Origin of the sequence: Dolichospermum sp. UHCC 0352, assembly GCF_009711925.1 — a bacterium.
GTDB classification, from domain to species: Bacteria; Cyanobacteriota; Cyanobacteriia; order Cyanobacteriales; family Nostocaceae; genus Dolichospermum; species Dolichospermum lemmermannii.
Genome location: NZ_VIKY01000002.1, coordinates 1 through 14,805 on the forward strand (window position 1 = coordinate 1; position 14,805 = coordinate 14,805).

Here is a 14,805-nt window from a genome sequence, read left to right on the forward strand (position 1 = left end):
TCTTTTCCTTTAACTTTGAACTCGTAAATTATCATGGTTTCGACCTAAACACCACGAAGCTATGCTAACTCACGAATCATAATCTTGTCAACAGGAAAAACTTTCAGTGGAGGCTGAAGCCTCTATCTGGCTTTCATCCCTTGCCTAAAGGACAGTTGAGTTTTTCCGCCACGCTCCAAAACTCAACTTCAAGGGTTTTCAGCCTAGTCTCTTATAAGGTTTAAAATTTAGGTAATAAATCAGCTTGTTTACAAATTGCATTGGCAGTAATGCGATGCCTACGGCGAGCGCAGCTATCAATTGCACGATGTCTTTTGACGGGAATGGTTTTTACATCATTAGTATAAATAGAATGATTGCCACCTTCCCGCAATAAATAAAATCCATTTTCTTCCAAATACTTAATTAAATCTTTTCGTTTTACGGACATGATTATACTTCTACAGGAATTTGTTCAAGTAAAGAGTTTCCTGTGGGAATTTCTTTATTTTGCTGATGATAGGCAAGAATCATTTCTTTGAGTGCATCTTGTAACATAGCTCTACAGATTTCTAGTGTTTCTCCTTCGGTAATGATTTCTTGCCATTCAATCAGTTGTCCCATATATCCACTATTTATTTTGGTATATTTTGCGGTGTATGTAGTTAGCATAAGATATTAATCAAGAGTATTTTCTAAATTATAACTTTTTTTGAGCGATAGCGAAGCGCGACCTAGATATGATAAGCGCAAAGGAATATAAGGAACTAAGCTAGTTTCCCCTAAAGAATTCGATTTTTCAATAAATTGCCAGCGTTTTTTTAATGTCATTTAGTTGTTTTTGGTTGTAAATGTTCCTGTAACATATCAGTTAAAGTTTTTTCGGCGGCAAAAGCATCATAAAGCGACCAAACTTCATAAGTTTTACCATTTTCAAGCAAATCTGGATTTTGTTCATCTCTAGCTAATTCTGTGGCTAAAAATTGAATAGCTTTGATTTTTTCTTGATGAGATAATTTTTGCAGTGATGGTAAAATTTCGGTCAATGTCATAGAAATATAGGGTAAAAGTTATTTACATTATACTGCGATTCCTAGGTCGCGCTTCGCTATCGCTCTTTATTCTCTACAATTACAAAAAAGCGATCGCACTCTGATTCCACCAAAAAGGCGATCATACTTCGTTCTGTATAACTACAGAAAAGCATTTGCGAGAATCGGGAATTTTTGCCCCAGCCATTCGTCCCCCCACAGTTAGCACCAGCCGGATTAGAATATCTGTAATGGCTACCCATGAGTTAGGACATATTCAGAAATTGGTAGAAGTGATCAAAAGTATGGAAGGGTAAGGCTTTATTGAGTTTAGCAGCGATAGCGAAGCACTGCTGCAAGCAGTTCGCCTGGAATGTTACGGTAATGAAAATTATTTCGCGCAAAGTCGCAAAGGAGCAAAGACGCAAAGAAAGAGATTTTCTTTTTAACCCATTGTAGAGATTTAGCAAAAAATTAAATCCTGGATATCCTGATTCTGACAATTATTATATAATCAATTTTGCTTACCTACTTATCAATAAGTAATCTCACTGGAAAATTTTATGCCTGTTTTTCTACAAACTCTGAAAGAGCAAGGTCTTCTTAACCAAGTTCAGATCACAATATGTAATGTAGGTTCACGGAAACTATCATCAGCAGATGATTATGGCGCTGGAGATTGGAACGTTTTTGCACCTAACTTAACTATTTATGGTTTTGATGCTGATGCTGATGCTTGTGAAGCGGCAGAAGCCGAACTGGAATCAAAAGGAATAAATTGGACTGAAAAACATATTCCTTTAGCTCTGGGTAAATGTATAGGTGCTGTTACTCTATATGTAACTAAACACCCCATGTGTAGTTCATTGTATGAACCAAATGAGCCATTGCTTTCCAGATTTGTAAATTTGCCAGAATTAGCAGGTTTGGATTTTACTATAGAAATTGAGACAACGACATTAGATGCTTTTTGTCAAGCAGAAGGAATTGAGACAATAGATTTCTTGCAGATAGATGTGCAAGGTGCAGATTTAGACGTTTTACAAGGAGCATCTGAGATTTTAACACGTGGGGTGTTGGGGGTGCAGATTGAAGTTGAGTTTTCGCCTTTATATTTAAATCAACCTTTGTTTGCTGATGTGGATACCCATCTCAGAAAAAATGGTTTTACATTATTTAACTTAGCAACTGCCTATCGTCCTCGCGCCCGTTCACCAATAGTATCAAAAAATCGCTCTGGACAGATACTCTGGGGAGATGCTTTCTATCTTCAAGATCCTATAGATAAAAATGTCAATCCTGTTGTTAAAGAACCTGGTAAAATCTTCAAAGTAGCTTGTGTAGCTGATGTTTTAGGTTTTCCTGATTACGCTTTAGAGCTATTAGAGTACCTGACAGTTAATTATGGAGACAATCCACAATACAACTTTGCCAAAACTATTATGAAGAGTTTATCTCAATTTCCCGAATTAGTAGAACAAGGCTTAGATTCCCTAGCTGTAGTTAATAATATTCGTCCTTATGTTAATAAATAAACTCAAGTTCGTAGTGAGGACTTCAGTCCTCATTATTCAAAATCTGAGTGATAAATCACTCACTACTAACTAGAATCAATATTGAGTCTCTAACATAATCAAATCAAAATCATGGAAAACCAAGAGCAGCGTTTGTAATAAGTGAAAAACTTCTATCTTTTCTACAGGGTTGCCAGTCAGAGGATTAAAAGGTCTAAACTTTTGCCAATATTCCACTAAAGACATCATTGATAGAGACTGATCAAATAAAGGTAACAAGCAGAGAGCCATTAAGCTATCTATATTAACCACATCATTCTTTAAACCTAAATCTTGAGACAGAGAAAAGACTTTTCCTTCTGTTACACAAGTTATTCGTAGGTTGGGTTGAGGTAACAAAACCCAACATTACCAATGATTTCGTTGGGTTATGGCTAACGCCTCCCGTCAGGGATACGTTCTATTGCTTGGCGTTCACGCAGTGTCCCCCAGGGATACGTTCACGTGACCCAACCCAACCTACCATATAATGACTTTTTGAGGCTTAACCGAGCATTATTGGGAAGCGATGCCTACGGCGAGCGAAGCTATCGCCCTCTTTCAGCAGTCTTTACAACTCAATGAAAGCATTGGGGATATCCAAGGTAAAGCCATGACATTATGGTGGTTAGGGCATATCGCAAAACAACAAGGATGACAATTATGAAGCCGCTAAATATGGCAACTAGAAGATGAATATGAGCAATTACCATAGGTTTTATAGGCAATTAGGATATTATAAAAATAGCGTAAAAGGTGAATCAGATGGTTGTCACAATTTCTGAAGCTAAAAAAAATCCAGTTGGAGCTTTGCTATCAAATCTAACATGGGAAACTCTAGAAAAATTAGATGCAGATTTGGCAGAAACTGGAGCGCAGTTAACTTATTTAGATGGGTATTTAGAAATTATATCTCCATTATCTGATGCCCATGAAGAACCTAAAAATACTTTAGGTCAGCTTTTAGAGATTTATATGCGGGTGAAAAATATTCGTTTTTATGGACGTGGTAGTACAACAATTGGGACAAAAGAATTAGGCGCACGCAAAGAACCAGATGAGTCTTATTGTCTGAGTAAACGCAAACCAGTTCCAGACTTGGCAATTGAGGTAATAGTCACCAGTGGTGGAATTGACACCCTAGAAATTTATCGTCGAGTCGGAGTATCAGAGGTTTGGTTTTGGCAAGATGGTGTAATTTCGGTTTATTGTTTGCGTTCTACAGGATATGACTTAGTAAGTAAGAGTGAATTATTACCAGAATTGGATTTGCGGTCACTAGAGTTTTATTCTCGAATGGCAGATCAATATGATGCAGTGAATGCTTTTATGCAATCTTTGATGTAGAGAAGCGATGCCTACGGCGAGGGAAGCTATCGCCCTCTACCAGCAGTCTTTACAAATCAGTGAAAGCATTGGCAATATCCAAGGTAAAGCCGCAACTTTGCACTGTTTAGCTAACAAATGGCAAACAGTTAAGGTACTTTCTTAAACTTCCAAATTTTGAAAGTGCTGCAACAAACATCAAAACAAGAAACTGATGGTATAAATATGCTGGTTATCAAGCTATCCTTAACTCCTTATCTTCATCGCTATTATTATTTTCTTCCATTTTTCTTCGATAGATAATTCCATTCAAACTTATAAAAGAGACGTTTCATGAAACGTCTCTACATTGTTTTTCAAAACATCTAATCAACTTTAAACCTAGCTAACAATTCCTCACGGGAAAGATTAGATAAATTAAGTAATAACTGGGTTCTTTCCGTTAAAGAAAGTTCCATCATCGGAATCACAATAGTAGATAACTCCTCATCTAAATTACCAAAACGCACCGCTAACAAACTCTCGACCATCAAACGCTGTCCGTCTTGTTGTCCTTCCTGTCTTCCTTCCTGTCTTCCTTCTTCTATTCCCTCTTGTTTCCATTCTTCACACTGTTTAAGATATGCTGGTGATAAACTCATAATTAACTCCCTTACTTCTTCATCATTGACATCACTATTCAATTCTAAATTTTTCTGCCAAGATGCGAAAATTGCTACCAGTTTGTTCAATTTATCATTCTCTCGTGAAAGTTCAACAACTTTGCTGATAGCTTCAGTTTGAGTTTTGCCTTTTCCCATTGCCCTTAACCATAGTGTATCCTCTATTATGGGTAATTGGTTAATAGCAACAATAGCCGCTTTCTGGTATTTTGGCAGAAAATAAACTCCTTTTTCCCATCCCTCCTTTGTTTTTGCTCCAAACCCTTCCAAGATTCTTTCAGAACAAGTTGGTGTTAAAATCCATAGAAAGGGTAATTCTTCTTCAGAGATAGAACGTTTTTCTCTTTTTGCTTGTCTTAACAATTCACCCTGAACACTATACAATTTTAACAAACAACTCCTAATTTCTACCTCATTAGGTGCATTACGGTAAGGTTCAAAAAGACAGCTTGTAACTGCCATTTTTCCTAATAATCCTAATTCTGAATTTATAACTGTTGTTGTCGGAACAAACCAAACATCTATTTCCTGAACTTCGCTTTTTACATCTTTACTGGTTTTGACCTCTCCTAAAGGTGCTAATAATTCTTCTAGATATTCTTTAGCAAGTTGGTCGTGCGGTTGTCTTGTCATAAATTAGTATTTTCTTATATCAGTATATAAAGTTTTATTATCCCGATTCTCAAAGCGTGAGGGAAATTATCAATAATCTGCACAAATCAAGGCATTAGACCTTTATGATACAATAATACTAACTCAATTAAGAACTCTCCCCTAATTTTTTTCATTTTCCAATCATCAATCCATGAACAAAAGGTGATCAAAAAGTCGGGGATCTCGGTTATTTGTATCACCTATCACCTACTGCTATGACCTTTGACTTTCCTAATACCGCCCTTTCCGTAGCTGGTTTAACCGACTATCTAAAATTACTCTTAGAACAAGATGAAATTCTCAGACAAGTGTGGGTAACTGGAGAAGTTTCCAGCACCAATCATCACCAGAGTGGGTTATTTTTTACATTAAGAGATACTGATAGTACAGCCGCGATTAAGTGCGTGGCTTGGAAAAGTCAAGTAGCAAAATTAGCACAAATGCCAGCTTCTGGTGAACAGTTAATTATTTTAGGCAGTATTCGTATTTACCCGCAACGGGGAGAGTATCAATTAACAGTGTGGCAAGCCTTACCTGCGGGTGTAGGTTTACAGGCATTACGCTATCAACAACTGAAAAATCGCTTACAGGCTGAGGGACTATTTGATACAGAGAGAAAAAGATACTTTCCCTCACATCCGCAAATTATCGCCGTTATTACGTCCCCAACAGCAGCCGCTTGGGGTGATATTCAAAAAACCCTTAAACATAGATATCCCGGCTTACACATCTTATTTTCTCCCGCAACAGTACAAGGTGAACAAGCACCAGCATCTATCGTAAAAGCCATTGAACGGGTTAAAAAAGATGGACGTGCAGAAGTATTAATTTTATCAAGAGGTGGTGGTGCTGTTGAGGAATTAGCTTGTTTTAATGATGAAAGAGTGGTTATGGCTGTTGCTAATTGTCCAATTCCCGTTATTACTGGTATTGGACATGAAAGGGATGAATCCTTAACTGATTTGGTGGCCGATTTATGCGTACATACACCAACAGCCGCAGCGGAAACCGTAGTACCTGCATTGGCTGATTTGCAAATTCAACACCAACAGCGAATTACAGGCTTGTGTACAGCCGTAAATTCATCATTAGCAGCTAGGGAAAAGCAACTTCAAGGATTAAAACATCGGTTGCGTCAATTGCGGTTAGATAGACAAGTAGAACAGGAAAGAGACAAGTTATCTTGGAAACATCGGCAATTATTACAGGTAACAACGGGAAAATTACAACAGGCCGACCAACACTTAGAAATGTTACGACAAAAATTGGCTAGTATTGACCCCAAGTCCGTTTTACAGCGTGGCTATGCAGTGGTGATAACAGAAAATGGTGTAATTCCTCGTTCTGTATCAGAATTAACTATAGGAGAAAATTTAGTGATTCAGTTGGCACAAGGTAAGGTAACAGTTAAAGTTATAGAAGTTACTGAAGGTTGAGTTCTGGAAAATATATTTTCAGACTTGAGGCTTCATACTCAGGATGCTCTACTGTACGCTGTAAGCTATGTCCTATCATGATTCTGCCTTATTACAAAAAATCTCTGTCGAGATTTGTCAATCAATTATTGCTATTCAAAAACAGCAACCAGAATTCTTGATTGCAAAATATCGAACTATTAACTGGCAAATATCTACAAATAAATCGGCTTTAAGTACAAAATTCACAGCCATACTCAGTCAAACTCAAAGCTGGGATGAATTATTACAAAGACTGCAATCATCACTTAAAGCGGTGCTTGTTCCCGCAGCTTTTGATTCACAAATACTATCAGATTTAATATCTGCTGTTGAGCAGCTAAATCCAGAAAATATTGATGTAAATACTAACCATTTACTCCAACGACAATCTGCTAGTATAACTATTTTGCTTTTAGATGCAGAAAACCTGCAACTAAACACGAATACAGAAAAGTTTTTAACTACAATTTGTCATTGTCCTGTACAAGTTAAAATTGCTTTTGCTAATTGGTCAAATCGCGGAAAGTTGGATGTAGAATTACATGAACGTGGCTATGATTTAATTCATGTTCCTGCTGGTAGAGATAATGCTGATGGTAAAATGATTGCGGTGGGTTCTTCTATTCATGAACGCTATCCTCATGTGAAGGAGGTGTTTGTTTGTTCGTCAGATAAGGTAATGACAAACTTATGTAATACACTACAACAAAATGGGATATTAGTTTATCAAGTTACTCAGCATGGAGAAAATATTAAAGTATTCAATAGTTTAACAAGTGAAACTATTAATTATTCTCTTAAACCTTTGCCAGAGATACCATCTATAGAGCAGTTTCTTTTGCAAATGAAGGGTTTGATTAAATTACAACAAAAACAAACTAAAAGTTATTGGATTAAGCTTTCGATTCTGTCTAAATTATTTAAAAGCAAACATCAATTAACCATTAGCCAAATTATTGCTCATCACTTTCCCGGTAAGCAAGCCAAAGACGTATTTATTCACTATCCATCTGAGATTGTAGTTCATCAAATTGATGAGAAATCTGAATTATATGTCACCCTTTTTGAACATCATCAATCGAAATCAGAAAATACTCAGGATAATTCACAACAGGAAATTCTGACATCAAAAGTATTATTTCCTATTAATTCTCCCGCAGATTTAGAGCAAGCAATCAAGAATGTTTTGACTAATTTAAGCAAGGTAGATAATCATAAATCTGTTGATATTAGTATTTTGGCAAGTAAATTTTATCAGCAATATGGTAAACCAATAACTGAACAAATCAAACAATTAAAGATTGGGGGTAGTTTTGCTAAATTTCTCCATTCTTGTCATTCTTTGCAAATTCAGCAAGTCGGTAAAAAATGGGAAGTGGGTGTGAAAAAATCTGGACTATGATTTGTTGGATTTGGATAATTAATTTGATTTAGAGGATTAAACCCAGAATACCGAGATAGACTGTACTATAAATATAGTCTGTAAAGAAATGTAAATATTATGATGCTACAAGATAAAGTTATTGTCATTGTCGGTGCTACTGGTGGTATTGGTTCTACCTTAACTCGTCAGTTATCCTCCACTGGTGCGAGGTTGGTACTTGTAGCTAGAGACGGGGAAAGTTTAGCAGCATTAGCTAATGAGTTATCAGGAGAGGTGCTGACAGTTCCTACTGATATTACTCAACCTCAACAGGTAGACGCATTAATTCAAAGGACAATAGCTCAGTTTGGACAAATTGATGTTTTGGTAAATGCAGCCGGAGCGGGTATTCTCAAAGCCTACAACACCATTGAATCGGCAGATTTAGATGCAATGCTGGATTTGAATTTAAAAGGCTGTTTTTACACCACTCAAGCCGCAGCGAAGGAGATGCAAAAACGGAAATCTGGTCATATTTGTAATGTTGTCGGTATTCTTGGTAAACATTCAATGCCTATGGCTGCGGCTTATTCTGCGTCTAAGTTCGGTGTGGTGGGTTTTAGTAAATGTATAGCGGAAGAACTGAAACGCTTTGGGGTGAAAATTACGCTTTTTTACTTTGGGGGGATAGATTCTTCTTTTTGGGATAAGGTAAATTTAAAAGTAGATCGGAGTAAAATGCTGAGTTGTGAAACTGCGGCAAATGCTATTTTTTATGCTTTATCTGCCGAACCCCAGGCTATACCCATGGAAATTAATATTCAACCTGAGAGTCATTTATTTTTTTAGTATGTCATAGATAAAGGTGATAGTAAATACTGGATTTAAAATAAATTATGCTGCAAATTGATCACGTTCACTTTTATGTCGAAGATGCCCAAAGGTGGCGAGATTGGTTTGTTTATTGTCTTGGTTTTCAAACAGTAAATGATGGCTTTTTTCCAAGTCTTTCTCATCATCAAAAATCGTTACATACTCGGACAGAAGTGGTGAAAAGTGGATCTGTCTACTTTTTACTTTCTTCTGCGATTTTACCGACTAGCCCGGTGGCTGAGTTTTTGCGTCAACATCCTCCCGGTGTGGCTGATATAGCCTTTGTAGTTGATGATGTGGAAGCTTTGACCGCAAGGGCTATAAGTAATGGGGCCAGGATTCTCCAACCTGTTGAAGATGCTGGATTTTGTCAGTATGCCAAAATTGCTGCTTGGGGTGGTTTAAATCATACGTTAATTACTAAAAATACCGCAAAAATAGCAGATAACGAAAATATTTTACATGGTTCTATTACGGCGATTGATCATCTAGTTTTGAATGTGGGAGTTGGTGAATTAGAAACTGCTGTTAATTGGTATCAAAAAATATTTGATTTTCAACCTCAACAAACTTTTAATATTAAAACTGATCGTTCTGGTTTGCATAGTCAGGTAATGATTTCACCTCATGGTAATATTCAATTACCAATTAATGAACCGGCTTCGCCTAGTTCGCAAATTCAGGAGTTTTTGGATGTAAATCGAGGGGCAGGTATTCAACATATTGCTTTATTAATACCTGATCTTGTGAATGCAATTTCTCGATTTCGGGCTGCTGGTTTATCTTTTCTTTCTGTTCCCCAAAGTTACTATTCCCAGCTACAACAACGATATAAATTTTCTCTGTCAACTGAAGAATTACAAGCTATATCTCATCAGGAAATTCTGGTAGACTGGCATGAAAATTCTCACCCAGGTCAGTTATTATTGCAAATTTTCAGTCAACCAATTTTTTCAAAACCAACTTTCTTCTTTGAGTTTATTGAACGTCGTTCTTTTGCCCAAGGTTTTGGAGAAGGTAATTTTCTGGCTTTATTTCAAGCTATTGAACGCGAACAAATTAAACGCGGTATTGATTTCCCTTCCAGCCAGGGAATAAATTCCCTGTCTAAAAGCTAAAGTCGGTTAAAACCGACTATTTTATCAGCATAAATAGGATAATTTTTAATGCTCACCTACTTACTGGGAACGTTGAATGTTACCTGCTTTTACCCAACCTTCTTTATCGGTATCAGCAATGCGAATTTTTTGCCATTTTTTATCGGCGCTTTCTTCTAAAATAATTACTTTTTTATTACCACCAACTCCACCAGTTGTGGGAGAATTCGCATCTGGTTCTGCTCGCATACTTAGTCCTTGCGCCCAAGTAACAGTTCCTTCGTAAGCATCTGGTGGTAATGGTTTGGGTGATTCTGTGGGTGTGGGAGTGGGAGTAGCTGTAGGGCTAGATGTGGGGTTGGGAGTAGCTGGTTTTTGCGGTTGAGATTTGGGAGTGGCTTTGGGCTTTTTAATTTGTTTAGAAGGATTATCGTTAGCATACAGTGGCTTGGGAGGAGTTACTGCGGTACGGTTAACAAAATATAGGGCAACTGTTAAGCCAGTACCTAATAAAACTGCGATCGCTAAAATAAAACCGAGTATAACTTTAAGTAAGTTTGTAAGCATATAGTAGGGAATTGGTAATTGGTAATTGGTAATTGGTAATTGGTAATTGGTTAGTTTTTTTCTTCTTTCTTCCTTCTTTCTTCTTTCTTTTCTTCCTCCTGACTCCTGACTCCTGACTCCTAACTCCTGACTCCTGACTCCTGACTCCTGACTCCTGACTCCTGACTCCTATAATTGACGTTGAATGCGATCGCTTAAAGGACTATATTTAGATGCTAGACGCGCCCTACCGGCGGCTGCCCATTCTTGGAGTTTTTGAATCTGTTCCACAGCGGTTCGCGCTAAGGGGATAATTTGACTAGCAGCCTCTAAAATATCATCAGTGGTGAAATCACGGTTTTGACTAAAGCCAATGTGCATGGCTTCAATTAACGTTTGTTCAATTTCTGCACCGGAAAAATCGGGAGTTTCGTAGGCTAATCTTTCGATTTCATAGCTGTTCAAATTATGGGGACGCAATCGGGATAAATGCACATTGAAAATGGCTTTTCTTTCTTCTTGGCTGGGTAAACCGACAAAGAAAATTTCATCAAATCGCCCTTTTCTTAACATTTCTGGTGGTAACGCCTGAATATCATTAGCAGTAGCCACAACAAATACAGGAGAAGTTTTTTCCGCTAACCAATTGATAAAAGTCCCAAATACCCGGCTGGTAGTTCCTGCATCACCTTTGCTACCCAAACCCGAAAAAGCTTTATCAATTTCATCAATCCAAAGTATACAGGGAGCGAGCGCTTCTGCGACTTGAATCATTTGCCGGGTGCGGGATTCTGACTCACCCACCAAACCACCAAATAACCGCCCTACGTCTAATCGTAACAGAGGTAAATGCCAATGGTGAGCGATCGCTTTGGCCGTTAAAGATTTACCAGTTCCTTGAATTCCCACCAACATTAACCCACGGGGATAAGGTAAACCATATTGTCGGGCTTTTTCGCTAAACGAACCCCCACGCCGAATTAACCAATCTTTCAAATTATCCAAACCACCAATATCAGTAATTTCCTCAGTGGCGGGGTAAAAATCAAGAATTTGGGTTTGGCGGATAGTTTGCCGCTTTTCTGCCAAAACTAAATCTACATCTTCCGGTTCTAATTGTCCATGAGTGGCGATTCCTCGCGCCAATACCCGGCGGATTCTTTCCATAGACAACCCTTGACAAGAACGCACCAAATCATCCAAAAACTTGCCAACAGGGGGATTCCCGGTGGCTTGTAACAACCGTTCCACCTCCATTTTGATTTCCGAGGCGTTAGGTAGGGGAAACTCAACCACCGTCAGCACTTCCGTCAAATCGTCAGGAATAGCGACGCGAGGGGATAATAGGACAATATTTTTCGGTTGTGATTTCAGCAGTTTGGCTAAATTACGAAGTTTACGAGAAATAGCCACATCATCCAAAAATCTATGATAATCTCGTAAAATCAACACCGCAGGTGCAGCAGCAGTCAACTTTTCCACAAACTCCAAAGCCTGTAACGGGTTACGTTTACCAAACCCCACATCATTGGGACTTCCTTGATAACCGTCCACAAAATCCCAAGTATACACCGGACGATTACCTTGATTTATCGCCTCTTCCCGAATCGCCGCTTCTACCCGTTCTTCCTCATAAGTAGGAATATAAATCAACGGATAACGAGCGCGGAGTAACAATTTAAACTCATCACGAAAATTCATAAAATTAATTATTTTTAAATTTAGAAATTCAGGATTTTAAAAAAATCTCTAACTTATGATACATTATTAGCTGGTTATAGCGGCATGCACTTGAATAAGATCCTAAAATCCGGTTTTAGCTGACTGCTAACCACTGATAGCTGAATGCTTACACTTATTTTTTATCTCAGTGTCAAACTCAAACCTTGTTGATCTAAAATACAAATTAGGGTATAATTTTCATAAAACAGATTTTTATCTCTAAATCACCATGAATAAAGTTACATTAGAGATTCCTGATCAATTAATGAATCAATTGCAAAATCAATCTGATTCTTTACAAAATATTTTGCTTAAAGCTCTGGAAGCATATTTAGCGAAAGAACAATCAAATTTAATTAAAACTAAGACTTGGGAACTCTGTGGAAGTTTAGAAATTCCTAATCCTGATCCTGAATTTATAATTAAAGATCAAAAAGCAGAACTATCTACTAACTATGCAGAACATATTGATGATGTTTTATATTAAACTCAAGTATTTTAATATAAAACCATGAATCAAGAAATAATTGTTGATACCTCAGCTTTAATTGCTTTTTTCGTTAAATCTGAAACCAATCATCAAATAGCAAAGCAATATACATACCATAATCTAAATCATCGCTGGATTATCTTAGAAACAGTATTTGATGAGACAGTCACTTGGATTAGAAGTAAAATTTCTAGTGCTGCTTCTATTAAAATTGGTCAAGTTTTAAGAACTGAACATCGTTACATCAATATTTCTGATCAAGATGACCAGCTTATCTGGGAGACTTTTTGTAAATATAATGATAAAGAATGGAGTTATACTGATTGTTCTATTTTAGTAATGGCAAATCGTTTAAGTGTCTTTGAAGTTTTTGCCTTTGATGAGCATATTCGTCAGATGGCAGGATTAGGTATTATTTGTGTGCCATAAAAAATATCTCACAAAACATAAATTCGATTTTTTGTCAATGGTTAATTTCTAAATCATATCAAATTATAAGTTATATTCTTTATATAAAATAATAAATACAGTCAATATCTACCACAAATAAAAAAATCTATGCTTACCCAAGTTAAAAAACAAATCAACTGGAAACCCATTATCAAAAAATTCGTCGCTGTTCTCGGTGAAAAAGGCGTAGTTCAACGCAAAGAAGAACTTCTCACCTATGAATGTGACGGTTTAACCAGCTATAAACAATGTCCCCCAGTCGCAGTATTACCCAGAACCACAGAACAAGTCTCAGAAATTGTCAAAATTTGCAATCAATATTCCGTTCCCTTCATTGCTAGAGGTTCAGGAACAGGTTTATCTGGTGGGGCTTTACCAACGGAAAATTCTGTTTTAATTGTCACTTCTTTAATGCGACAAATCCTTAGTATTGATTTAGAAAATCAACGGGCTGTAGTGCAACCAGGAGTAATTAATAGTTGGGTGACTCAAGCTGTTAGTGGTGCTGGTTTTTACTTTGCACCTGACCCTTCTAGTCAAATTATTTGTTCTATTGGTGGCAATATTGCCGAAAATTCTGGAGGAGTCCATTGTTTAAAATATGGTGTGACAACAAATCATGTTTTGGGCTTAAAACTTGTCCTTCCTAACGGTGAAATAGTTGATGTTGGTGGACAAATTCCCGAAACCCCAGGTTATGATTTACCTGGTGTATTTGTGGGTTCAGAAGGAACATTAGGAATTGCCACAGAAATCACCCTGAAGATTCTCAAGAGTGCGGAATCTATTTGTGTCTTACTAGCAGATTTTACTAGCGTAGATGCTGCGGCTGCCACCGTTTCTGATATTATTAGCGCGGGGATTATTCCCGGTGGCATGGAAATGATGGATAATATTAGTATCAATGCTGTAGAAGATGTTGTTGCCACTAATTGTTATCCTCGTGATGCGACGGCAATTTTGTTAGTAGAAATTGATGGTTTAGAAGTAGAAGTTTCTGCCAATAAACAGCGAGTCATAGAAATTTGCAAAAAGAATGGGGCGCGAAATGTTACTAGTGCTAGTGACCCAGAAACTAGATTAAAATTATGGAAAGGCAGAAAAGCAGCTTTTGCGGCTGCGGGACATATTAGCCCTGATTATTATGTGCAAGATGGGGTAATTCCTCGCACTCAATTACCTTATGTTCTCCAGGAAATTGAAAGATTAAGTCATGAATATGGTTATCCCATTGCCAATGTTTTTCATGCTGGAGATGGTAATTTACATCCATTAATTTTATTTGATAATTCTGTACATGGAGAATTGGAAAAAGTCGAAGAATTGGGAGGAGAAATTCTCAGGCTATGTGTAAGAGTAGGTGGAAGTATTTCCGGTGAACATGGTATTGGTGCTGATAAAAAATGCTATATGCCAGATATGTTTAGTGAAGCTGATTTAGAAACAATGCAATGGGTAAGACAGGTATTTAATCCCCAAGGTTTGGCAAATCCTGGCAAGATTTTTCCCACACCTCGCACTTGTGGAGAAGCAGCAAAAGCATCTATTCAACAATTCTCAGGTGTAGAAAGATTCTAAGAAAGGAGTCAGGAGTCAGGAGTC

General features: G+C 37.3%; 19 protein-coding genes and 1 pseudogene. 12 read left to right on the forward strand and 8 right to left on the reverse strand.

All coding sequences use genetic code 11. From position 1 onward, the window contains the following. Window positions 1-220: 220 nt before the first annotated feature. From FJR06_RS00030 to FJR06_RS00045, 4 genes are read right to left on the reverse strand one after another with little or no spacing between them, the layout of a single operon-like run. Window positions 221-430 (reverse strand): type II toxin-antitoxin system HicA family toxin, encoded by a 210-nt coding sequence (locus FJR06_RS00030; protein WP_168650213.1) that lies wholly within the window; start codon window positions 428-430, stop codon window positions 221-223. A gap of 2 nt (window positions 431-432) precedes the next feature. Then, window positions 433-651 carry a type II toxin-antitoxin system HicB family antitoxin gene (locus tag FJR06_RS00035; RefSeq protein ID WP_148766041.1) on the reverse strand — a complete coding sequence of 73 codons (219 nt, stop codon included), beginning with the start codon at window positions 649-651 and terminating at the stop codon, window positions 433-435. Between the two features lie 6 nt (window positions 652-657). Next, window positions 658-810, reverse strand: coding sequence for a hypothetical protein (locus FJR06_RS00040; protein ID WP_168650215.1), 153 nt, complete (start codon window positions 808-810; stop codon window positions 658-660). Then, a complete protein-coding gene (locus FJR06_RS00045; protein WP_168650217.1) occupies window positions 807-1,031 on the reverse strand; it encodes a hypothetical protein in 225 nt (74 codons plus the stop codon). The genes FJR06_RS00040 and FJR06_RS00045 overlap by 4 nt, the downstream gene beginning before the upstream one ends. A gap of 149 nt (window positions 1,032-1,180) precedes the next feature. Between FJR06_RS00045 and FJR06_RS00050 the strand changes: the two are divergent. Then, window positions 1,181-1,327: pseudogene (locus tag FJR06_RS00050) on the forward strand (8-amino-7-oxononanoate synthase); the annotation flags it as partial. 246 nt (window positions 1,328-1,573) lie between these two features. Next, complete coding sequence (locus FJR06_RS00055) at window positions 1,574-2,545, forward strand: FkbM family methyltransferase (protein ID WP_168650219.1); 972 nt, start codon at window positions 1,574-1,576, stop codon at window positions 2,543-2,545. A 75-nt stretch (window positions 2,546-2,620) separates the two neighbouring features. On the opposite strand, the gene FJR06_RS00060 is transcribed toward FJR06_RS00055, so the two are convergent. After that, window positions 2,621-2,923, reverse strand: a complete 303-nt coding sequence (locus tag FJR06_RS00060) for a hypothetical protein (RefSeq protein ID WP_168650221.1) — start codon at window positions 2,921-2,923, stop codon at window positions 2,621-2,623. A 169-nt stretch (window positions 2,924-3,092) separates the two neighbouring features. Here FJR06_RS00060 and FJR06_RS24615 point away from each other — a divergent pair, with 169 nt between their 5' ends. From FJR06_RS24615 to FJR06_RS00075, 3 genes are all read left to right on the forward strand, one after another. Next, a complete protein-coding gene (locus FJR06_RS24615) occupies window positions 3,093-3,221 on the forward strand; it encodes a hypothetical protein (protein ID WP_256369471.1) in 129 nt (42 codons plus the stop codon). A gap of 107 nt (window positions 3,222-3,328) precedes the next feature. Continuing rightward, entirely contained in the window at window positions 3,329-3,910 is a 582-nt protein-coding gene (locus FJR06_RS00070) for a Uma2 family endonuclease (RefSeq protein WP_168632197.1), read from the forward strand. Window positions 3,911-3,917: 7 nt separating this feature from the next. After that, the gene (locus tag FJR06_RS00075) at window positions 3,918-4,055 is read left to right on the forward strand and encodes a hypothetical protein (protein ID WP_168650211.1); all 138 of its coding nucleotides are present in this window, start codon (window positions 3,918-3,920) and stop codon (window positions 4,053-4,055) included. 199 nt (window positions 4,056-4,254) lie between these two features. Here FJR06_RS00075 and FJR06_RS00080 read toward each other — a convergent pair whose 3' ends face one another. Continuing rightward, entirely contained in the window at window positions 4,255-5,184 is a 930-nt protein-coding gene (locus tag FJR06_RS00080; protein ID WP_168650223.1) for a Yae1 family protein, read from the reverse strand. Window positions 5,185-5,420: 236 nt separating this feature from the next. On the opposite strand from FJR06_RS00080, the gene xseA reads away from it, so the two are divergent. The 4 genes from xseA to hppD all read left to right on the forward strand — a co-directional run bounded on the left by xseA (window position 5,421) and on the right by hppD (window position 10,016). Beyond that, complete coding sequence (gene xseA, locus FJR06_RS00085; RefSeq protein WP_168650225.1) at window positions 5,421-6,641, forward strand: exodeoxyribonuclease VII large subunit; 1,221 nt, start codon at window positions 5,421-5,423, stop codon at window positions 6,639-6,641. A gap of 67 nt (window positions 6,642-6,708) precedes the next feature. Further along, on the forward strand, window positions 6,709-8,064 hold the full coding sequence (locus FJR06_RS00090) for an NYN domain-containing protein (protein ID WP_168650227.1): 1,356 nt from the start codon (window positions 6,709-6,711) through the stop codon (window positions 8,062-8,064). Window positions 8,065-8,163: 99 nt separating this feature from the next. Further along, window positions 8,164-8,874 (forward strand): SDR family oxidoreductase, encoded by a 711-nt coding sequence (locus tag FJR06_RS00095; RefSeq protein WP_015080782.1) that lies wholly within the window; start codon window positions 8,164-8,166, stop codon window positions 8,872-8,874. Between the two features lie 47 nt (window positions 8,875-8,921). Then, window positions 8,922-10,016 carry a 4-hydroxyphenylpyruvate dioxygenase gene (hppD, locus tag FJR06_RS00100; protein WP_174783388.1) on the forward strand — a complete coding sequence of 365 codons (1,095 nt, stop codon included), beginning with the start codon at window positions 8,922-8,924 and terminating at the stop codon, window positions 10,014-10,016. Window positions 10,017-10,076: 60 nt separating this feature from the next. Here hppD and FJR06_RS00105 read toward each other — a convergent pair whose 3' ends face one another. Both FJR06_RS00105 and FJR06_RS00110 read right to left on the reverse strand, forming a co-directional pair. Next, window positions 10,077-10,562 carry an SH3 domain-containing protein gene (locus FJR06_RS00105; RefSeq protein WP_168650229.1) on the reverse strand — a complete coding sequence of 162 codons (486 nt, stop codon included), beginning with the start codon at window positions 10,560-10,562 and terminating at the stop codon, window positions 10,077-10,079. A gap of 168 nt (window positions 10,563-10,730) precedes the next feature. Then, a complete protein-coding gene (locus FJR06_RS00110) occupies window positions 10,731-12,242 on the reverse strand; it encodes an AAA family ATPase (protein ID WP_168650231.1) in 1,512 nt (503 codons plus the stop codon). Window positions 12,243-12,492: 250 nt separating this feature from the next. Here FJR06_RS00110 and FJR06_RS00115 point away from each other — a divergent pair, with 250 nt between their 5' ends. The 3 genes from FJR06_RS00115 to glcD all read left to right on the forward strand — a co-directional run bounded on the left by FJR06_RS00115 (window position 12,493) and on the right by glcD (window position 14,781). After that, window positions 12,493-12,750, forward strand: a complete 258-nt coding sequence (locus tag FJR06_RS00115) for a hypothetical protein (RefSeq protein ID WP_015080778.1) — start codon at window positions 12,493-12,495, stop codon at window positions 12,748-12,750. A gap of 24 nt (window positions 12,751-12,774) precedes the next feature. Next, window positions 12,775-13,182 (forward strand): type II toxin-antitoxin system VapC family toxin, encoded by a 408-nt coding sequence (locus FJR06_RS00120; RefSeq protein ID WP_168650233.1) that lies wholly within the window; start codon window positions 12,775-12,777, stop codon window positions 13,180-13,182. Between the two features lie 129 nt (window positions 13,183-13,311). Then, window positions 13,312-14,781: a glycolate oxidase subunit GlcD gene (gene glcD / locus FJR06_RS00125; RefSeq protein ID WP_168650235.1), complete on the forward strand. Its 1,470-nt coding sequence runs from the start codon at window positions 13,312-13,314 to the stop codon at window positions 14,779-14,781. Window positions 14,782-14,805: the final 24 nt, after the last annotated feature.